The organism is Corynebacterium sp. H78 (genome assembly GCF_037572275.1).
Classification (GTDB): Bacteria; Actinomycetota; Actinomycetes; order Mycobacteriales; family Mycobacteriaceae; genus Corynebacterium.
In genome coordinates this window covers 1-19,847 of sequence record NZ_JBBHKX010000005.1, presented here as the reverse complement: position 1 = coordinate 19,847, position 19,847 = coordinate 1, and the positions used below count along the sequence as shown (strand labels likewise).

Here is a 19,847-nt window from a genome sequence, read left to right as displayed (position 1 = left end):
TCCACATGTGGTGTTTCGGGGCGAGTTGTCCACAGCGGCGGGGTTGTGGCCTTTCGCATTTGCTTTGCGACGGCCACCGTTAAGCCATGCAGAATTCTATGACGGTGAATCCCGGTGTTCTTGACTCGTTGGCTGCGTCGCTGCGCGAGATCGCGGGGCGTGTGGAGGGGTTGGCGATGTTGACTGACGGCGCAGGCAGGAGCGGTCGTGTGCTGGCTGGTTCCGCAATTGCGGAGGCAGTGGGAGCGACTGCGCAGCGGTGGGCGGAAGAGTTGGATCGTGAAGCGGTGGATGTTTACGATTTGGCTAACGTCCCCGAGCTAATCGCTGCCGAGATCGAAGCTGCCGAGGTGTCCTTTGCTTCTCGATTGAAGAATGCGTTTGTGGCGGCAGCATGACAGATTTGGCAACTGTCCTGTCATGGCAACCACGCGAGTTATTACAGGTTGCGCGACGTTTTCAATCGGTCTCGAAACTGCTGAAAAGCGCAAGTGTCGATGTGGAACAGGCGCTGGGCACCGTTCCTCGTTTCGATTTTGACGGGCGCGCGCGAGATGCCGGAGATGCACGCATTGACGAGCAATCTCAGCAGATGATTCGTGATGCCGGTGGTTTGCAAAGGGTCGCGTATGCCATCGTGCAGGCGCAGCAGGAAGTGGAGGAACCGCTGGCAACGCTGAAAGCTGCGGTCGCCGGTGCTGAAAGTGCTGGTCTGCGTGTTGATCGTCGCGATGGAACCGTTACTGTTGCGTCGTCGACTGCGTTGTCGTCCGCACCGTCAACTGCGTCTGCCACCAGCGGTACCGAATCAGCCCACGCAGCCGAAGCGGAGGCGCATTTCTATCAAGTGGCTATCCAGTCGGCTTTTCACAATGTCCTTGATGCCGATCGACGTTTTAGCACCACTATCGCTTCGCTCGTTCCAGACTCGATGCGCTTGAACTCCACAGCTACCGGTTTCGACTCACTCGCAGCTGCCGACCTCGCTGGTTTACACCTCACTCCGGCTGAGATCCAATCAATATCTACCTTGACCAACAGTTCCTCGAGCAGTAATTCCACGCCGACCATCACTGTATTGGAAGCCTCTCCAAGGCATTCTGCGATAGCTTTTGGGGATATTGCTGAGGCGAAGACCGTCGTCACGCTTGTTCCTGGGACGAACTCGAATTCAGCGGATTTGGCAGCGCAAACGGAGCGCGCGTTGGCGATGATGAATGATTCAGAGGACGTGGCGGTGGTGTTGTGGTCGTACGATGCACCGCCCAATCTGACGGAGGCGGCATCGGCGAATTACTACGAAACGGCCTCATCGCGCTTGCAGAATTTCCAGGCGGGGCTTGCAGAGGCAGGCGTGCCGAAGCAGGTTGTGGCTGGGTATAGCTATGGGGCGACGGTCGTGGCGCAGGCGACGCGTGGCACTGGTTTACATGCTGACCAGGTGCTATTGGTTGCACCACCAGGGGCAGGGCGCGGCATTGACACCGTTGCCGACATGCGTCTACTGCGTAACGACGGCTCCCGTTACAGCACCGCCGACACCAGCGAGCGGGTGGGAGTCGCGACGTCCCCGCTCGATCCTATTCGCGCCGCAGCGGGCATTGGCGTGCATGGGCGCGATGTCGCAGACGAGGAATTCGGAGCGACGGTGCTGGATCTGCAGCGGGCTGACGAATCGTGGTTGGAACGCTTGCGTGGGCTTTCGGAGATTCCGAAAGCCCACACGGAGCACTATTTTGGCGACCAGCACTTCACATCCGAGACTGAGAAGTGGACGCGAAGCATGTCGGGGTCGGGACCGGGCTAGAACAGGCCGGTTGGCTTGTTGTCATAGGAGACGAGCATGCACTTGACCTCTTGGTAGTGAGCCATCATCATCATGTGATTCTCACGACCAATACCCGACTCCTTGTAACCACCGAACGCTGCGTGAGCTGGGTAGTTGTGGTAGTTGTTCACCCACACACGACCGGCCTTGATAGCGCGCGCTGCACGGTACGCATTCTGCTGATCACGGCTCCAGACACCGGCGCCGAGACCGAACATCGTGTCATTCGCGATTTCCATCGCCTCGTCGAAGTCCTTGAACGTGGTCACTGCCAGAACAGGTCCGAAGATCTCCTCCTGGAAGCACTTCATGGAGTTGTCGCCCTTCAGGATGGTCGGCTCAATGTAGTAACCACCGTCAAGGCCTTCCATCTTTGCGACGTTGCCACCAGTCAGAACCTCTGCGCCCTCCTCCGGGCTGGACTCCAGGTAGCCAACAATCTTGTCCATCTGTTCCTGGGAAGCCTGCGCACCCATCATGACGGAAGGATCAAGCGGATTACCGGTCTTGATCTGCTTCACTCGCTCAACAGCAAGCTTCAAGAATTCTTCCGCAATGTCCTCATGAATCAGCGCACGCGATGGGCAGGTACACACTTCCCCCTGGTTCAGCGCGAACATAGTCAAACCTTCGACGCACTTTTCAAGGTAGTCGTCGTCACGATCCATGACATCCGGGAAGAACACCGATGGCGACTTGCCGCCCAGCTCGAGCGTGACCGGAATGACCTTGTCGGATACTGCCTCGTGGATGAGCTTGCCCACTGGGGTCGAACCGGTGAACGCAATCTTCGCAATGCGGTTCGAAGCCGTCAGCGCAGCGCCTGCCTCCGCGCCAAGACCGTTGACAACGTTGAGGACGCCCTCCGGCAGGAGGTCTTGGATGATCTCGATCAAGTACAGGATGGAAACCGGGGTTTGCTCCGCAGGCTTCATGACGATACAGTTGCCCGCCGCCAACGCCGGTGCAATCTTCCACGCTGCCATCAGAATTGGGAAGTTCCACGGAATGATCTGGCCGACCACGCCGAGTGGCTCGTTGAAGTGGTACGCGACCGTGTTGTCGTCGATCTGGCTGATGCGGCCTTCTTGAGTGCGAACGACTCCCGCGAAGTAGCGGAAGTGGTCGATAGCAAGCGGGATGTCAGCAGCGAGAGTTTCACGGATAGCCTTGCCGTTTTCCCAGGTCTCGGCGACGGCGATCTCTTCTAGGTGCTCCTCCATGCGGTCTGCAATGCGGTGCAAGATTAGTGCGCGATCGGCAGCGGCGACCGAGGCCCACGAGTCCTTTGCTGCGTGAGCTGCATCGAGGGCCTTTTCAATGTCCTTCTCGTTCGATCGCGCTACCTCACAGAACACTTCACCGTTGACTGGAGAAATGTTGTCCATGTACTGGCCGTCGACAGGCGGAACCCACTGGCCACCAATGAAGTTCTCGTAGCGCTTCTTGAACTGAACTAGCGATCCTTCGGTGTTCGGATTCGCGTAAACGTTGGCGTTGTTGGATTCTTGTGCGGTCATGGTGAGTGCCTTCCCGTGTCATTCCGTGTCGGTACGCGCCGTTTCATGCCTCAAACAGGTATCTGAGTGGCGTGGCTCACACCTTAGTGACTGAGTTCGCCGATGTGTACAGTTTTGGCGACAAATGTCCGGGAAAGATGAGTGAACACTCAATATGACTGAGTGGGCAACATTTGCAGCCGAATATCAGCCCGAAATGTTGCCCACTCATGCATAAGTCGCAGGGTCATGCTGCATTGCGCAACACCTCCCTGCGACGTTTTATGTCCTACGCTTTGCGACGCCTCCGTGGCTCCCACATCACGACCGCAGTGGATCGTGGGACGTGTACGAGCTCGCCACGTGAGCGACCTCGCTGTGCCTGGATGCGCTGCGCTTCGGAGATTCGAAGTTCCTCTTGCAGACGTTCGTTCTCTTCCTTCAGCTTCTCTACCTGGGAATTCAGTTCGATAATCGCCTTGATTCCCGCAAGGTTGACTCCCTCTTCCTGGCTGAGTCGCTGAATTTCACGAAGAAGATCGACATCTCGCTTCGAGTATCGACGACCACCACCGCGCGTTCGCGCCGGCGTGACCAAACCCATTCGGTCATACGTCCGCAAGGTTTGGGCATGCATGCCGGCGAGATCGGCGGCAACTGAAATTACAAAGAAATCAGCGTGTGCTTTGGCAGTTCTGCGCTCAGCAGGACCCTGCTCGCTGCCAGTCGACTTCTCTTCAGCCATTTACTTCGCACCTGCCCATCCTTCACGGGGATCGAACCCAGAGGCCCGTTCCGCTTCGATGTAGTTGCGGAGTGCGGAAGTTGCGGCGTCGTCAAGTTTGGTTGGTACCTGAACCCGCACGGTAACCAGAAGATCGCCTGGAGTGCCGTTGCGCTTTGGGATGCCACGACCGCGCACCCGAAGAGTACGGCCATCGCGCGTACCCGCTGGGACGCGGACGCGGATCTTGCCGTCGAGTGTCGGGACCGTGATCGTGCCACCTAGCGCCAGTTCGCCGAAGCTGACTGGCACAGTGACTTCGAGATCGTTGCCGGTGCGGGTGAAAACTTCGTCCGGTTGGACGTGCACCTTCACAAACAGGTCACCTGCTGGCTTGCCGCGCAGACCGGCCTCACCTTGTCCGGCGAGCCGAACCTTCTGCCCATCGACGACACCCGCTGGAACGCGGACGGTGATGGTGCGACGGCGCGTCGTAACGCCAGTGCCACTGCAGTCTGGGCATGGGTCGTCGATGATCGTGCCTTGGCCACCGCAATCGGTACATGGCTTGGAGAAGCCAAAGGCACCGCGTTGCTCGTCGACGAATCCGCTGCCGCTACACGTGCCACATTTGCGTGGTGACGTCCCCGCTTTCGCACCCGACCCATTACAGGAGGTACACGGCGACGGGTTGGTCAGCTGCAGCGGGATGGTGACGCCCTTGGCTGCCTCGCGGAAGTCGAGGGTAATTTCCGTCTCGACATCAGCACCGCGACGCGCCCGAGGGCGGCCAGTACCGGCACCAGCTCCTGCCCCACCAGCTGCGAAGCCGCTGAGGAAGTCACCTAGGCCACCACCTGCGCCGCCACCGAACAAGTCGGATACGTCGAAGTCGAAGCCTCCACCGGCACCGGTGCCACCAGCTGCGAAGCCACCTGGTCCGCCAGCACCGCCGAAGCCACCGCTGAACCCACCAGGTCCGAAACCACCCGAACCTGGGAATCGCATTCCGCCCTTCAGGGCTGCGCGGAGTTCGTCGTACTCTTTACGCTTGTCCTCGTCGCCGACCACGGAGTAGGCTTCGGAAACTCGTTTGAATTTCTCTTCTGCTGCCTTGTTTCCGGGGTTTTTGTCGGGGTGGTTTTCGCGCGCGAGTTTGCGGTAGGTCTTTCGAATCTCGTCATGCGTCGCAGATTTAGAGACACCCAAATCCGCGTAATAGTCCTTTTCGGCCCATTCTCGCTGTGTCATGGGGCATCTCCTCCTTTCTTTCTGCCCACATCAGAGATTTGTTTGTTGCGATGTCGCTTTACGACGGATCGCCAATTACCACCATCGCCGTACGGATGACGCGGTCTTCTAGGCGGTAGCCCTTGCGGAGCACCGCTGCCAGCGCCTTGTCATCACCGTTCGACGTATCCTGCACTGCTTCATGCAGGTTAGGGTCGAACTCTTCGCCTTCTTCGCCGAAGGACTCGACTTTGAGCGAGGTCAACGTGCTACGGAACTTGTCTGCGAAAGCCTTGAGGGGGCCATCGGACAGGTCGCCGTGCTGTTCCGCTCGGTCGAGATCGTCGGCAAGCGGAAGGAGCTCGTTGATGACCTTCGACTTTGCCAACTCACGGTCGAGTGCACGATCGCGGTCGACGCGGCGACGGTAGTTCGCGAACTCTGCGGAGACACGCTGCAGGTCCTCGGTGCGCTCGGCCAGTTCAGCCTTGAGAGCATCGTCGGAGCCTTCGCCGGCATCCGCATCGGCTGCATCGGTTACCTCGGCGTCGAGGACCTCGCCGTCGACCGCATCGGCCGCGTCAGCGTTTGCTGCGTTTGCCTGTGCGGTGTCGGCGGGATCCGCTACGTCGGACAGGTCGGCGTTGTCGAAGACTTCGTTAACCTGGTCGGCCAGGTTTTTATCCTGGTCAGACATGGTTTACTTGTCCTTTTCGTCTTCGTCTACGACCTCAGCGTCGACGACGTTGTCGTCGGCAGGTGCTTCACCCTCAGCTGCGTCAGCCTGGGTTGCGCCCTGTGCTGCCTCGGACTCGTAGATTGCCTTGCCCATTTCCTGAGACTCGGTCGACAGCTTCTCAACCGCAGACTTGATTGCCTCGAGGTCGGTGCCCTTCAAAGCCTCGTCGACTTCCTTGGCTGCTTCTTCAACGCGGTCGCGGATTTCCTGGGAAACCTTGTCCTCGTTCTCGGAAGCGAACTTGCGGGTCTGGTAGGCCATGGACTCTGCAGAGTTACGGATTTCCTGCTCCTCGCGGCGCTTCTTATCCTCTTCTGCGTGAGCCTCGGCGTCCTTGATCATCTGGTCGATTTCTTCCTGCGAGAGGCCGGAACCGTCCTGGATGGTGATCTTGTTTTCCTTGCCGGTGCCCTTGTCCTTCGCGGTGACGTGAACGATGCCGTTTGCGTCAATGTCGAAGGTGACCTCGATCTGAGGAACGCCACGTGGTGCTGGAGCAATGCCACCGAGCTCGAAGGAGCCGAGCAGCTTGTTCGCAGATGCCATCTCACGCTCGCCCTGGAAGACCTGAATCTGTACCGAAGGCTGGTTGTCCTCGGCGGTGGTGAAGGTCTCGGAACGCTTGGTTGGGATGGTGGTGTTGCGCTCGATCAGCTTGGTCATCACGCCGCCCTTGGTTTCGATACCGAGGGACAGTGGGGTGACGTCGAGAAGCAGAACGTCCTTGACCTCGCCACGCAGAACGCCTGCCTGCAGAGCAGCGCCTACTGCAACAACCTCATCTGGGTTGACGCCCTTGTTTGGCTCGCGACCGCCGGTCAGCTCCTTGACCAGGTCAGAGACTGCCGGCATACGGGTGGAGCCACCAACCAGAACAACGTGGTCGATGTCAGACACAGGGATGTCAGCGTCTGCGATGACCTGCTGGAATGGCTTGCGGGTACGGTCCAGGAGATCCTGGGTGATGCGCTGGAACTCAGTGCGGGTCAGGGTCTCATCCAAGAACAGTGGGTTCTTGTCAGCATCAACGGTGATGTATGGCAGGTTGATGGATGCCTGCTGCGAAGAAGACAGCTCGATCTTTGCCTTCTCTGCTGCCTCGCGGAGACGCTGCAGAGCCATCTTGTCCTTGGTCAGGTCAATGCCATTGGAGGACTTGAACTTCTCGACGAGCCAGTCAACGATGCGCTGATCCCAGTCGTCGCCGCCGAGGCGGTTGTCGCCTGCGGTTGCGCGAACCTCAACAACACCGTCGCCGATTTCCAGGAGGGAAACGTCGAAGGTACCGCCACCGAGGTCGAATACCAGGATGGTCTGGTCCTTGTCGTTCTTCTCCAGGCCGTAAGCCAGAGCAGCTGCGGTTGGCTCGTTAACAATACGGAGGACGTTCAGGCCGGCAATCTGGCCTGCTTCCTTGGTCGCCTGGCGCTCTGCATCGTTGAAGTATGCAGGAACGGTAATAACTGCGTCAGTGACGTCGTCGCCAAGGTAGGACTCTGCGTCGCGCTTCAGCTTCATCAGCGTACGAGCGGAGATTTCCTGAGCGGTGTACTTCTTGTCGTCAATCTCGACGGTCCAGTCGGTGCCCATGTGGCGCTTTACCGAGCGGATGGTGCGGTCAACGTTGGTAACTGCCTGGTTCTTTGCCGACTGGCCAACCAGAACTTCGCCATTCTTCGCGAAAGCAACTACCGAAGGAGTGGTGCGCGAACCTTCCGAGTTCGCAATAACCTGAGCTTCGCCACCTTCCAGTACCGAAACACAAGAGTTCGTAGTACCGAGGTCAATACCTACTGCGCGTCCCATAGTGAAAACCTTTCTAGAGTCTGCGTCGCGGGTTCGGTGTGAGCACGAGCTTTACGACGATTCTCGCCCCTAAAGCTCCGCGCCGACCGAGGCGACTGTTAGTTCTTTGAGCCTTTCGCACTCAAGTCTGCATTGAAGACTTCAACCTGTCAAGCAAACCTGAGCGATCGCGACTCAACCTTTCACCATGGACAACGGGATGGGTTGCAAAGTTGTTCCCAGGAGACTCAAGTTTGAGGTGTGATTTGGGTTACACCAGAAGAGAGAGGTGCCTAGCCTATGAGTTCAAAACGCAACTCGCAATCAGATGATCTAGCTGACGAACATCAATTTCACGGCCAAGCTTGATCTTGATGTGCCCGGCACGAGTCCACAGCTCCATCTCCGAGTTGAAGTCCAAGGTTCCTGCATTCTCGCTAGACCACATATTGATCGACGAGTACGGAAGTGAGTACACCTCGACCTTCTTGCCCATCATGCCCTGGGCATCGCGGATGATGAGACGCTTCGTCGTAAAGATTGCCGAGTCACGGAAGGTCGCAAACGCAGCAACCGGCTGCTCACCTTGGACCATGAGATTTCCCACATCAGCTGGAATCGGGATTGGACGCATGAGTGTCCAGGCAGTAATTGCAGCAGTTTCCATTAAATTCTCCAGTCTTGAATTCGCCCATTGAATATGTGCGAAATGAATTGAAAGGCGCACGTCTAGTAGGCGAAAACCGGGATCTGTTTCTAGGAGTCAGAAGCGAACCGATCATCTGCACTATCAGTGACAAAGCAACGATAGGCCAGCGCATGGATTCAACATCGCTGTCCTAGAAAAGACGTTCTAAAGGGCTGGATTGGGAACGCAAGATGGCTGCTTCCTCCACCATATCTAGCCATCCTTCGCCCATCGCGCACACACCCCACTACCTATTCCGCGAACCGCAGCGACCACGCCACGCGAATCGTCGCGTTATCAACGTCGTCGCCAAAACGTCCGTACATACCCTCCAGCTCGTCCGGATCAATATCCTCGGGCAACGACACAAAACGTGGCTCAAACTCCTCGTCCGTCAACGAACACGTCTTAATCCGATCAACCCGGAACGTCCGCCAATCCTCGCGCAACTCATCCCATGCCAGCACATAAGGCCTGTTCAGCACCACAGTTTTCGCGGGATGAATCACGCGCGCCGTCGGCTCATCTTCCCTATTTCCATACAGCATCGACACCTTCTTCTTCTCGACGATCGCCCTCTCCAGCACCCCGACATGATTGTCGAAACAATCCTCGTCGGTCAGGTAGTCCTGAATAGACGTGTCATCTGGCCCTGGCGATCCCGGCACACCAAAAGCCTCCGAGACTTGTTCGACCGCTTCGATCGACGCTGCTTCCCACAACGCACTTTTCACCGACTCAACCTCATCCCACAAACCACCGTCACGCTGCCATGCCTGAGCAACTCGGCACCCCAGCAATCCGGCACCAATCTGGTCTTCGCTTAGAGGAATCCATTCAGTTCCCTCTTCGCGACGTTCCACCGCCCATTCATCGTCGCCCCGTCGATAAATATTGATGCCATAAGCCCCGTATATGTCCTGCACCCGCTGCTCCAGACCATTCGGCCCGGTCCTCAGCTTTGACATCAATTCGACCGTCGAGCACGACGTACGTTCAGTCAGATACCGAACCGCCGCCGCATTGTGATCGATCTCTGGATTTCGATAGCACCGTGACAGCGCCCGCGTTCGCCTCTGCGCCACTTGTTTCGGGGCAAGTTCAGGAGTCCTCACCCTCATTTCGCGATCAAATACCCGCAGCACGTCCTCATACTCATCCGTCATGATCGCCTCATCGCTGATCCCCAAACCACAGTTATCAAACAACCCGGCCACATACTTTCCGCTCAGTTTCTGCAGCGCACGCGCCACTTCGACGGAACCATCCCCATGCTGATCCGCCTGCTCCGCCAACCATTCCGGGCATGGCAGCAGTGCTATCGCGCGCTCGTCGTCAAGCGTGACCTGTACCGAAAGAAATGCCGTATGAGTGAACGGATTGCGGTGCAACTGCGGGAACTTTACGACGGCAGCCCCCAGAAAAACCTCTCCGTATTCTGAATCGGCGCAGCACCGATCGGCACCGACTAGCCCTGCGAGCGAAGCTGGCATCTCGTCGATGTCGGTGTAGAAGTTGCAGTCCACGGCGGCGTAGAAGTTCACTCCGGTGCGTGCGGGGTCAAAGATGAGGGCTGCTCCCCAGGACAGCGCCGGCAAGGACAAGCCGAGGGTGCACAAAACGTGCCTGCTGGAGATGGTCATCGGCTGGGCGAGAGTCCACGTCGCTGCAGGGTTGTCTTCGAAAGTGCCCGCTGGAGAGTCAGCTGCGAGAAATGACGACAGCCGGTTCGTGGACATTGACATCGCACTGGCTGGAGGCCGCTGAAACTGCCAGAAGAGCCCAGAATTGCTGGTGAAGTCGAAGCCCAGACACCCTGCGACATCGGACATCGAGTAACCGTACGAGAAATCCCAGGCAGTTCCGGCACGACGCTCGCTCACTGACATCGAATTTGCAGACGGCAAACCGCCTTGGATCCGCGCCTCGGTGGGCAACAAGTTTGGATCCATGATGACTCTGCGCGCTACTGACGACGACCCGGTCAATTTACTACGCACTACTGGCGAGAAGTGACCCGTGAAGAGGACCGTGCCGTGGATGACAGAGCCAACTGGGTACGGCGAGAAGTGCTCAAACTCGCCGGCCAGAAACGGGTGTTCGGCGCAAAAGTTAAGGACTCGACCACATGCGAACTCGACCTGCAAGAACCAAAACTCAAGATTAGTCGTCTGGTTGCGCAGCTTCGTCGCCCCCACAATGATGCCTGTTAGCTCGGCGATTGGGCCACAGAGGAAATCAGTGAAATCAACATCCTCGACCGCATCCGCATAGTCGATGTCGGATTCAAGGGTGACAATCAGCGTGGATGCTTCAAAAAGGCCGATCAATTGGAGCAGACCGAACCTCGCCTTATCTTCTGTGTAAGAAACCCCCGTGTCAGAGCCCAGGAAGTCATGCTCGCCTGGATTGAGCGGTACATACTGTATAGAAAGTGCGTGCGACTCTGGTGCGTATTCCTCGTCGATAGCATCAATATCGAGGTCAAGATACGGAGCAGAGTCACTGTGACAGGCTGCAAAATGGTGGTCTTGCGCGGTCAACAGCCCTTCGTCGTTAAGAAAGCAGGTCGCAAGTCGAGACATCGGTGACTCATCCGGCTCCGTTGCGACAAAGGTGGGCACTCCCCCGTCGTCAGCTAAGAATCCATAGCGAATTTCGCTAAGCCCTGCGGTGATAGCGGCACCGGAATCGTCGCCGATCATGCGCATGAGTAGCGGGACGACACCTCCCCGCTCGTTATCATCGACGGCATCGACGAAGGTAACTTCGCCGAACCCGAAATGCCCCTCTAGATCGCCGAAACAGCGATGAGCTGAATCGGAGGTTAGGGTGAATCCCACCGCCGACGCGAAGCGATCATTAATGAGCATGGTGGCTCCTTCCACGAAGCATCCGGGCTGTCGCAATGGACTTTCGCAATGGGCCTTGAATTCAGCCTTGCTGTCACCCGAAAGGTATCTAGCTTCGCGGATTCACCAACCCACTATTCGAATGCTTTTTCGCTCTTACGATGATGCGGAAGCCACCTAAACACCCACGGCGCAGCCAAAATAACGACGGCTAATACTGTGGCAACGCCACCTAGCCCAATGGTCCAGCCTGCAATAACGGCAATCGGCGCCAGAATTGTCATACCAATCTCGAAAGGCGCGAATCCGATATATGCCACGCCGTATTCGTTCAGCGTGCCCGACTTCAGCTTCGGATCGACGATCTTCAGCAGTGCAATACCCGTCGCGACGGCTGCCGTCGCCCAGCCCCATCCGAAAATGCCACGCTCTAGCCAGTGCTCACCAAAGAAAACAGGTGCAACGAACATCAGGAAAATCGCACAGTAGGCAACGCCCAGCACAAACAGAACGATCAATGGCACCAAGTAGTCAGCCAGTGCCTGCGGGACAATGGAAGCGATGCCGAACGCAATCAAATAATCTGTCGATGCGCCGGAAATGGACTTCATTGTCTCTTTATCGAAATACTTCGGCTTGCGAAGCGCCTTCAGCAGTCCCATGCCAATACCACCAAATACAAAAGACACGGCGAAAAGTGGAATGGAGACGTTGGGGAACATCGACGTAATCCACTGGTTGAACAGGTACGCCACCATCACGGTGAATGCCAGCACGCCCACATGCAGGGCCAGAGAGTCAATGGCGGACGGGTTCGTCGTGGCGCGACCAATGGATGGTCGTTCCTTTTCCTCATCGATGTAGCCAGAGCGCATTTCCCACGGAAGCTTCGCTGGCATAGACATGGTCTTGCCACGCTTCACTCCCCAACTGGTTGCAATCAACCCGCCGACGATCGCTGCCAAAGTACCCACCGTTGCCGATGTGAATCCCAGCGAGCTGGCAGCATCAGCGCCGATACCTTCCAAAGACGACCCCACTGCAGCCGCAGTACCGAACCCGCCGACGAAACCGACTGGCAGCATCATGCCAAACCAATCATCAGTCCCCCACACCGGAGCGAACAAGAATGCTCCGAGCAGAATAAACAATCCCCACTGCCCGAGAAACATGCCAGTGGAGTACGACCACATGGTCCTAGCTCCTCGTCGCACGCCGCGGTCGAAGGTCATTGAGAAAGGCATTGCTGCGAACACAACTGCAATCAGCAATGTGGTGTAGTCGCCCATATTGTCGGAAAATCCGATCCAGCCCAGTATCTCGGGGCCAAGAATCAGACCGAGGAGGCCCGCGACAATCGGACTTGGTAGCAGAAGAGCCTGGAACAGTGGGATCTTCCGCCTCATCACGGCGCCGATCAGCATCAGCAGCGCGATCCAACCCACGTCGGTCAGCATCGTAAACGCTGTGAATTCCATGTCGCTCCCCACTTAAAACTTGCTATGTGCCCGCTGTTCACGAACCTGTTACCACAGTTAACTTTATATAAGCCTCGTTCCCCTCATCACATAACCGTGCCAATGTCACACATGTCACCGCCACCGTATACCCGCACCGTTACTGACGATTAACTTTTTCAGCTCATATTCAGCCATAAGTTATGTGAGTATCCGTCGTCCGTGATACAACTCACAAGAGAACAATTTTCACTCAGCCCCTCACCGTTAGGTCTGTGTGCTGCACTATTAGTGACGTCGCAAAGTATTCAACGCAAGCGACCGACTGGTGGTATAGAGCAAGACCGACCGGCGAAACACCCAGGTTGAGTAAAGAATTTCCAGCCAAGTTCGCGGTGACGCTCAGGAAACTGGTCGTCGCAAACGCATGTAAGGAATGTCATGAGCGTGCTAAACCTCGCCGCCGAAGCAGCGGGTGGCCCGGTAACCAGCAATGGTTTCACCGTGGCCGTCGGTGTTATCGGTGTATTGCTGTCACTCCCCTGCTGGTTCATCTTTATTAAGGGCTTCACTCATATGGTGAAGACCATCATGGTGGGCCAGAAGACCTACGGGCATACGGGCGAATGGGGTGCTCGTATTTGGACGATGATCCGCGAGATCGTCGGCCATACCAAGATGGCAAAGAAGCCGGGTGTCGCTATTGCGCACTGGTTTGTCATGGTGGGCTTCCTCCTCGGATCACTCGTGTGGTTCGAGGCATATATTCAGACATTCTGGCCAGCAGGTGGTTGGCCAATCCTGAAGGACCTCACTGCATGGCACTTCATTGATGAGATCCTGGGCCTCGGCACGACGCTGGGTATTCTGGCGCTGATCATTGTCCGCCAGACCAACAAGGGCAAGGAGCGCCTGAGCCGCTTTTACGGCTCCGATGCAAAGGCTGCGTACTTCGTTGAGGCTGTTGTCCTCATCGAGGGTCTTGGCATGATGCTGGTGAAGGCTGCGAAGCTGGCAACCTATGGCGACCCTCACCACGAAAACGTGTGGAACTGGGCAAACTTCGTCACCGGCGGCATCGCTCAGATCCTCCCGGCATCCGCAGAGATGGTGTCCATTTTCGCGCTGATCAAGCTGCTGTCCGGCATGGTCTGGCTGTTCGTTGTTGGCCGGAACCTCACGTGGGGTGTTGCATGGCACCGCTTCCTGGCATTCGCGAACATTCTGCTGAAGCGCAACGCTGACGGCTACAACGCACTTGGTGCTGCAAAGCCAATGACTTCCCAGGGCGAGATCCTGGAGCTCGAAGAAGCAGACCCTGAGGTCGATTCCATGGGTACCGGTGTCGTCACCGATCACTCGTGGAAGGCACTGCTGGACTTCTCCTCCTGTACTGAGTGTGGTCGCTGCCAGGAGCAGTGCCCGGCGTGGAACACCGCGAAGCCACTGTCCCCTAAGCTGCTGGTCAACCGCCTGCGCGATCACGCGTACGCGTCTGCTCCTTACCTTCTGGGTGGGGACACTGAGAACGAGCTCGTCGCAAAGCCATTGGTAGGCGACGACGATGCCGGTGTCATCGACCAGGACGTGCTGTGGTCGTGTACCAACTGTGGTGCATGTGTCGAGCAGTGCCCGGTTGATATCGAGCACATTGACCACATTGTGGATATGCGCCGTTACCAGGTGCTGGTGGAGTCGGACTTCCCGACGGAGCTCGCAGGTCTGTTCAAGAACCTCGAAACCAAGGGCAACCCGTGGGGCCAGAATGCGTCCACGCGTGCGGACTGGATTGATGAGGTCCGCAAGGATGGCATCGTTGTTCCAGTGTGGGGCGAGGATGTCGAGAACTTCGACGACACCGAGTACTTGTTCTGGGTCGGTTGTGCCGGTGCTTACGACGACAACGCCAAGAAGACCACCAAGGCCGTCGCAGAGATGCTGTACACGGCAGGTGTGAAGTACGCGGTTCTCTCGCAGGCTGAGGGTTGTACTGGTGATTCGGCTCGTCGCGCGGGTAACGAGTTCTTGTTCCAGATGCTCGCTGAGCAGAACATTGAGCAGCTGAGCGAAGTCTTCGATGGTGTACCACCGAAGCAGCGCAAGATTGTTGTCACCTGTGCGCACTGTTTCAACACGTTCAAGAACGAGTACCCAGAGCTGGGTGGCGTGTACGAGGTTGTGCACCACACCAAGCTGCTGAACAAGCTGGTTCGCGAGAACCGCTTGCAGCCGGTTGCGTCAGGTCAGGGTCGTCAGGTGACGTACCACGATCCGTGCTTCTTGGGCCGCCACAATAAGGTTTTTGAGGCTCCTCGTGAACTGATCGGTGCATCTGGCGCGAATCTTGTGGAAATGCAGCGTAACCGCGATACCGGTTTCTGCTGTGGTGCTGGTGGCGCACGTATGTGGATGGAAGAAACCATCGGTCAGCGCATCAACGTCAACCGCACCGAAGAGGCACTGGGCACTGGCGCCGACGCGATTGCGATTGGTTGCCCGTTCTGTAAGACCATGATGTCCGACGGGGTGAATAACCTCGTCGAGGATGATGAGAAGAAGCCTGAGGTCCTCGACATCGCTCAGATGTTGCGTGACTCTGTACTTGTCGACGGCGTGCTGCCCGAGCCTCGCTCCCCTGAATGGATTGCACAGCCAGAACGTGGCTACGTCGATCCAGTGAAGGCTGCGAAGGAAGAGGAAGAGCGTCGCGCTGCTGAAGAAGCGAAGGCTGAGGCTGAGCGCAAGAAGGCTGAAAAGAAGGCAGCGAAGGAAGCTGCTGCTAAGGAAGCCTCCGCTAAGGGTGACGCTGGTGCCGCTGGCGCCCCGACACCAGGTAAGAAGGGCGCTGGTGCTGCGGTAGCTGCAGGTGCGGCTGCTGCTGGCGCAGCTGCCGCGGGTAGCGCGAAGAAGGGTGCTCCAGCACCGGGCGGCGCTCCAAAGCCAGGTGGCGCGAAGGGTGGCGCTCCTGCTCCAGGTAAGAAGGCGGGAGCTCCGGCACCGGGTGGCGCTCCAAAGCCAGGCGGCGCGAAGGGAGCTCCTGCACCAGGCGCGGCCAAGGGCGGCACCCCAGCCACAGGTGGCGCACCGAAGCCAGGTGGCGCGAAGGGCGCTCCAGTTCCGGGTGGTGCCAAGAAGGCTGCTCCAGCAGCTGCTCCAGCGGCTGCTCCGGCTACTGAGGCTGCTGACTCCGCTCCTGCAGAGCAAGCAGCACCAGCACCTCAGAAGGTTGGCGGTGCGCCGGTTCCCGGCGGTGCTCGTCGTGGCGCTCCAGTTCCGGGTGGCGCAAAGAAGGCTGCTGCTCCAGCGCCTGCACAGGCATCTGCACCAGCTGAGACTCCTGCTGAAGCACCTGTCGACGCACCCGTCGCCGATGCACCTGCTGCAGTAACCAAGGCTGACTCCGGCGTGAGCGCTGGCGCAGTTGCTGCGGGCGCAGCCGTTGGTGGAATCTTGGCGGCGTTGCCTCGCAACGACCGTGGTGTTCCATTGCCAGGCTCTGCTCGCAAGGCATCGGCGGGAGAAATCTCGGCCGCGGCTGCACCTGCTGCACCTGCTGCGACGCCTGCACCTGCCGCCACTGAGTCAGGAGCCCCTGCCCCATCGGCTCCTACCGAGGCAGAAACACCTGCAGAAGGCCTCGCAGCCGAAGAAGCAATCGCTCCTGAGGAAGCCGATGCTCAGCCAGAGACCTCCCCAGAAGTAGCTGCCGAAGCTGAAACTGCTTCGCCTGCTGCAACTCCAACTTCTTCTGATGTTGCCGCAGCCGGTGTGGCTGCTGGTGCTGTGGCGGGTGGCGCCCTTGCATCGTTGCCTCGCAACGAACACGGTGTACCAATCCCAGGTAGCGCTCGTGGTGTAGTTGCTTCGCCAAACGTTGGCGGCGCAGCTCCGGTTGCAGAGTCTGCACCAGTCGCAGAGTCTGCTCCAGTTGCCGAACCAGCTGAAACAGTCGAAACTTCCGCCGAGGATTCTCTTGCCGACGACGCCCCGGCCCAGGGTCTCGCCTCCGAAGATGCAATCGCGCCGGAAGAGGCAGAAGCCGAGCCAGAGGTTTCCCCAGAAGCTGACGCAGAACCAGCCGATGAAGCTGTCAGCTCCGACACCGTCGCTGACACCGTCCGTGATGCAGCAAGCGGCATCTTCGCATCGTTGCCTCGCAACGAACACGGTGTGCCAATCCCAGGTTCCGCCCGCCGGAACGGCTAGTCCTCCGTAACGAGGATCACCGCCAATCCCACACACAAAACCCGACTGAGGGAATTCCTCTCAGTCGGGTTTTTACTGTTCGGGCTACGTCGTCGCAAAGCAAACGAGGTTTAGAACTTCCTCGCTCCCCATGCGAAGATTGCGCCGGCAACGTTGTGCCACACGGCTGCAATAGCACCTGGGATCGCAGCTTCCGGAGCGAAGAACTTCGCAGACATGCCCGATGCAAGACCGGCGGACTGGGTTGCGACCTCGATGGCGGTGGTTCGACACGCGGCCTTTGGCTGCTTCAATACCGCCGCCGCGCCGTATCCGAGCACGTAGCCGAGCAGGTTATGCAGAACCACGGCGACAAACACAATCAGGCCGACATTGACGAGCTTCTCCGACGCATTCGCCACCGACGGGAACACGACAGCGCCGATGCCCAGAATCGAAAGCCACGGCAGAATCGGCAGGATGCGGTCGACGAAGCTGTTGAACAGCACTCGAATCACCAATCCGCCAACAACCGGAATCAACACTGTCTGAGCCAGAGTCCACGCGATACCAGGCCCATCGACCGGAGTCTCCGCATTAGCGAGCACCAACATGATTACCGGCGTGACCAGCGGCGACAGCAGCGTCGACACCGATGTCATCGCCACCGACAGCGCAACGTCACCCTTCGCCAGGTACGCAACAACATTGGATGCGGTACCACCCGGCACCGACCCAAGCATCAGCAGACCGACCGCGAGCGCTGGGTTCAAACCCAACAGCTTTGCAACGGCCACCGCCCCCAAAGGCATAATCACAAACTGCGCAACAACACCGATACCAATCGGCCACGGCCTGCGCGCGACTTCTTTAAGATCAGGGATTGTCAGCGTCAGGCCCATGCAGAACATGATGAACGTCAGCGCCGGCGTGATGTAGTTAGCCATTGGCTTGAATACATCGGGGAGGAAGAACGCTGCGATGGCTCCCACCAGGATGAAAATGGGGAACGCCCAGACGGCGATCGCTGCGGAGCGTTCTTCTGCTTCTACGGGCTTTTCAAGTACTTTTACGCTTCCACTAGATTCCATGTAGTGAGATTAATATCCCACAGGTCGGGAATGCAACTCTATTTAGTGGCTTTTACTTCGCGCGCTCAGCAGTTTCCAGCAGCCCAATGCCCCACATACCCCAACTACCCCACGCGCCCCACCCAAAAGTGTGCCCGCGATCCCCTGAAACACCCGAATGCCAAGTTAAATGCTTCCATTCCTACATAAAGGTGGCATGCTTGGACGGGTGAGTTCGAGCAAAGAGTCTTCAAGTGAAAAAGTAACCGCCACCACTGCGTCTGACGATTCCGCGACCGCAGAAACTGCCACCGCGGGTTCCGGTACGGATCACCTCTCTCCGCAAGATGTGAAGGAAATGGCGCTGAAAAAGTCGGCAGATCTGCTCAAGGCCGCCCGTGCTGAGCAGACGCGCGCGTCGACTGCTGAACAGACGCGCGCTGCCCGCGCTGCTTCGCGACGCAACATTAAGGCTCCTCGTCGCACGCCGCTGAAGTCTCTCGATCAGTCGAACAAACTGAAGAATGTGCTCTACGACATTCGCGGCCCAGTGTCGACGCTTGCGGAGCAGATGGAGGCTGACGGCCACCGCATCATGATGCTGAACACCGGCAATCCGGCGAAGTTTGGCTTCGATGCGCCTGACACCATTGTCCAGGATATGGTTCGTGCGCTGCCGACTGCGCAGGGTTACTCCTCGTCGAAGGGTATTTACTCGGCACGTCGAGCTGTCGTCACGCGCTATGAAATGGTGCCTGACTTCCCGCGTTTCGATGTCGACGATGTGTGGCTCGGCAATGGTGTGTCGGAGCTCATTTCGATTGTGACGCAGGCGCTCTTGGATGAAGGCGATGAAGTGCTGATTCCTACGCCGGACTATCCGCTGTGGACGGCGGCGACAACGCTCGCGGGTGGCACTGCCGTGCCGTACATGTGCGACGAGGAGCAGGATTGGGCTCCCGACCTGGAGGATATTCGGTCGAAGGTGACGCCGCGGACGAAGGCGATTGTCATCATTAATCCGAATAATCCGACGGGTGCGGTGTATTCTCGCGAAGTTCTTGAGGGCATTGTGGAGATTGCACGTGAGCATTCCCTGCTGCTTTTGTCCGACGAAATCTATGACCGGATTCTTTACGACGATGCCCAGCACATCTCTACTGCCGAGCTGGCTCCGGACTTGCTGTGCATTACGTTTAATGGTTTGTCGAAGACGTATCGTGTCGCTGGTTACCGTGCGGGTTGGATGGTGTTGACTGGTCCGAAGCGTCATGCCGAGGGCTTTATCGAGGGTATTAATTTGCTGGCGTCGACGCGTCTATGCCCTAATGTTCCTGCTCAGCATGGCATTCAGGTGGCGTTGGGTGGATACCAGTCCATTGAGGATTTGATTCTTCCGGGTGGTCGTTTGCTGGATCAGCGTAACGCCGCGTGGGAGGGTCTGAACGCAATTCCTGGTGTGAGTTGTGTAAAGCCAATGGGCGCATTGTATGCGTTCCCGAAGTTGGATCCGAATGTGCATGAGATTCATGACGACGAAAAGTTGATGCTCGATATTCTGCGTGAGGAGAAGATCCTCATGGTGGGTGGCACTGGTTTTAACTATCCGACGCCGGATCACTTCCGTATTGTGACGTTGCCGTGGGCGAGCGAGCTTCGTGAGGCGATTGAGCGTTTGGGCAATTTCTTGGCAAGTTACAAGCAGTAGTTCCTGTATGGTCGCTGGGCAGTGATGAAGGAGGGGAGACAGAGAGGTTTCCCCCTCAGAACCCCCCCCCCCCCCCACCCCC

13 protein-coding genes are annotated in these 19,847 nt (G+C 57.8%); 4 read left to right on the top strand and 9 right to left on the bottom strand.

What is annotated here, in order from left to right:
* The first annotated feature begins 86 nt into the window (after positions 1 to 86).
* Together WG934_RS08550 and WG934_RS08545 are read left to right on the top strand one after the other, a co-directional pair.
* Complete coding sequence (locus tag WG934_RS08550; protein WP_339979801.1) at positions 87 to 398, top strand: hypothetical protein; 312 nt, start codon at positions 87 to 89, stop codon at positions 396 to 398.
* Positions 395 to 1,807, top strand: coding sequence for an alpha/beta hydrolase (locus tag WG934_RS08545; RefSeq protein WP_339989759.1), 1,413 nt, complete (start codon positions 395 to 397; stop codon positions 1,805 to 1,807). Before WG934_RS08550 ends, WG934_RS08545 begins: the two co-directional genes overlap by 4 nt.
* Here the strand turns inward: WG934_RS08545 and exaC are convergent.
* The 8 genes from exaC to WG934_RS08505 form a co-directional block, all read right to left on the bottom strand.
* Positions 1,804 to 3,348 carry an acetaldehyde dehydrogenase ExaC gene (exaC, locus tag WG934_RS08540; RefSeq protein ID WP_339989758.1) on the bottom strand — a complete coding sequence of 515 codons (1,545 nt, stop codon included), beginning with the start codon at positions 3,346 to 3,348 and terminating at the stop codon, positions 1,804 to 1,806. The genes WG934_RS08545 and exaC overlap by 4 nt on opposite strands.
* Before the next feature lie 268 nt (positions 3,349 to 3,616).
* Positions 3,617 to 3,964 (bottom strand): heat shock protein transcriptional repressor HspR, encoded by a 348-nt coding sequence (locus WG934_RS08535; protein ID WP_445228234.1) that lies wholly within the window; start codon positions 3,962 to 3,964, stop codon positions 3,617 to 3,619.
* A gap of 108 nt (positions 3,965 to 4,072) precedes the next feature.
* A complete protein-coding gene (dnaJ, locus tag WG934_RS08530; RefSeq protein WP_339979797.1) occupies positions 4,073 to 5,302 on the bottom strand; it encodes a molecular chaperone DnaJ in 1,230 nt (409 codons plus the stop codon).
* A gap of 58 nt (positions 5,303 to 5,360) precedes the next feature.
* On the bottom strand, positions 5,361 to 5,978 hold the full coding sequence (gene grpE, locus WG934_RS08525) for a nucleotide exchange factor GrpE (RefSeq protein WP_339989754.1): 618 nt from the start codon (positions 5,976 to 5,978) through the stop codon (positions 5,361 to 5,363).
* Between the two features lie 3 nt (positions 5,979 to 5,981).
* Positions 5,982 to 7,826 (bottom strand): molecular chaperone DnaK, encoded by a 1,845-nt coding sequence (dnaK, locus tag WG934_RS08520; RefSeq protein ID WP_339979794.1) that lies wholly within the window; start codon positions 7,824 to 7,826, stop codon positions 5,982 to 5,984.
* A 277-nt stretch (positions 7,827 to 8,103) separates the two neighbouring features.
* A complete protein-coding gene (locus WG934_RS08515; RefSeq protein ID WP_339989753.1) occupies positions 8,104 to 8,472 on the bottom strand; it encodes a PH domain-containing protein in 369 nt (122 codons plus the stop codon).
* Positions 8,473 to 8,744: 272 nt separating this feature from the next.
* Positions 8,745 to 11,366 (bottom strand): helix-turn-helix transcriptional regulator, encoded by a 2,622-nt coding sequence (locus tag WG934_RS08510; protein ID WP_339989752.1) that lies wholly within the window; start codon positions 11,364 to 11,366, stop codon positions 8,745 to 8,747.
* 113 nt (positions 11,367 to 11,479) lie between these two features.
* Positions 11,480 to 12,823, bottom strand: a complete 1,344-nt coding sequence (locus WG934_RS08505; RefSeq protein WP_339989751.1) for a sodium/glutamate symporter — start codon at positions 12,821 to 12,823, stop codon at positions 11,480 to 11,482.
* A gap of 420 nt (positions 12,824 to 13,243) precedes the next feature.
* Between WG934_RS08505 and WG934_RS08500 the strand changes: the two genes are divergently transcribed.
* The gene (locus WG934_RS08500; protein WP_339989750.1) at positions 13,244 to 17,008 is read left to right on the top strand and encodes a heterodisulfide reductase-related iron-sulfur binding cluster; all 3,765 of its coding nucleotides are present in this window, start codon (positions 13,244 to 13,246) and stop codon (positions 17,006 to 17,008) included.
* Between the two features lie 110 nt (positions 17,009 to 17,118).
* On the opposite strand, the gene WG934_RS08495 is transcribed toward WG934_RS08500, so the two are convergent.
* Positions 17,119 to 18,078 (bottom strand): bile acid:sodium symporter family protein, encoded by a 960-nt coding sequence (locus WG934_RS08495; RefSeq protein WP_339989748.1) that lies wholly within the window; start codon positions 18,076 to 18,078, stop codon positions 17,119 to 17,121.
* A 337-nt stretch (positions 18,079 to 18,415) separates the two neighbouring features.
* On the opposite strand from WG934_RS08495, the gene WG934_RS08490 reads away from it, so the two are divergent.
* The gene (locus WG934_RS08490) at positions 18,416 to 19,765 is read left to right on the top strand and encodes a pyridoxal phosphate-dependent aminotransferase (protein ID WP_445228233.1); all 1,350 of its coding nucleotides are present in this window, start codon (positions 18,416 to 18,418) and stop codon (positions 19,763 to 19,765) included.
* The last annotated feature ends 82 nt before the right edge of the window (positions 19,766 to 19,847 follow it).

Excerpts from the sequence above, each read along its gene's own strand:
- WG934_RS08550 (WP_339979801.1), top strand. The coding sequence starts at position 87 with ATGCAGAATTCTATGACGGTGAATCCCGGTGTTCTTGACTCGTTGGCT.
- WG934_RS08545 (WP_339989759.1), top strand. The coding sequence starts at position 395 with ATGACAGATTTGGCAACTGTCCTGTCATGGCAACCACGCGAGTTATTA.
- exaC (WP_339989758.1), bottom strand. The coding sequence starts at position 3,348 with ATGACCGCACAAGAATCCAACAACGCCAACGTTTACGCGAATCCGAAC.
- WG934_RS08535 (WP_445228234.1), bottom strand. The coding sequence starts at position 3,964 with ATGCATGCCCAAACCTTGCGGACGTATGACCGAATGGGTTTGGTCACG.
- dnaJ (WP_339979797.1), bottom strand. The coding sequence starts at position 5,302 with ATGACACAGCGAGAATGGGCCGAAAAGGACTATTACGCGGATTTGGGT.
- grpE (WP_339989754.1), bottom strand. The coding sequence starts at position 5,978 with ATGTCTGACCAGGATAAAAACCTGGCCGACCAGGTTAACGAAGTCTTC.
- dnaK (WP_339979794.1), bottom strand. The coding sequence starts at position 7,826 with ATGGGACGCGCAGTAGGTATTGACCTCGGTACTACGAACTCTTGTGTT.
- WG934_RS08515 (WP_339989753.1), bottom strand. The coding sequence starts at position 8,472 with ATGGAAACTGCTGCAATTACTGCCTGGACACTCATGCGTCCAATCCCG.
- WG934_RS08510 (WP_339989752.1), bottom strand. The coding sequence starts at position 11,366 with ATGCTCATTAATGATCGCTTCGCGTCGGCGGTGGGATTCACCCTAACC.
- WG934_RS08505 (WP_339989751.1), bottom strand. The coding sequence starts at position 12,823 with ATGGAATTCACAGCGTTTACGATGCTGACCGACGTGGGTTGGATCGCG.
- WG934_RS08500 (WP_339989750.1), top strand. The coding sequence starts at position 13,244 with ATGAGCGTGCTAAACCTCGCCGCCGAAGCAGCGGGTGGCCCGGTAACC.
- WG934_RS08495 (WP_339989748.1), bottom strand. The coding sequence starts at position 18,078 with ATGGAATCTAGTGGAAGCGTAAAAGTACTTGAAAAGCCCGTAGAAGCA.
- WG934_RS08490 (WP_445228233.1), top strand. The coding sequence starts at position 18,416 with ATGGCGCTGAAAAAGTCGGCAGATCTGCTCAAGGCCGCCCGTGCTGAG.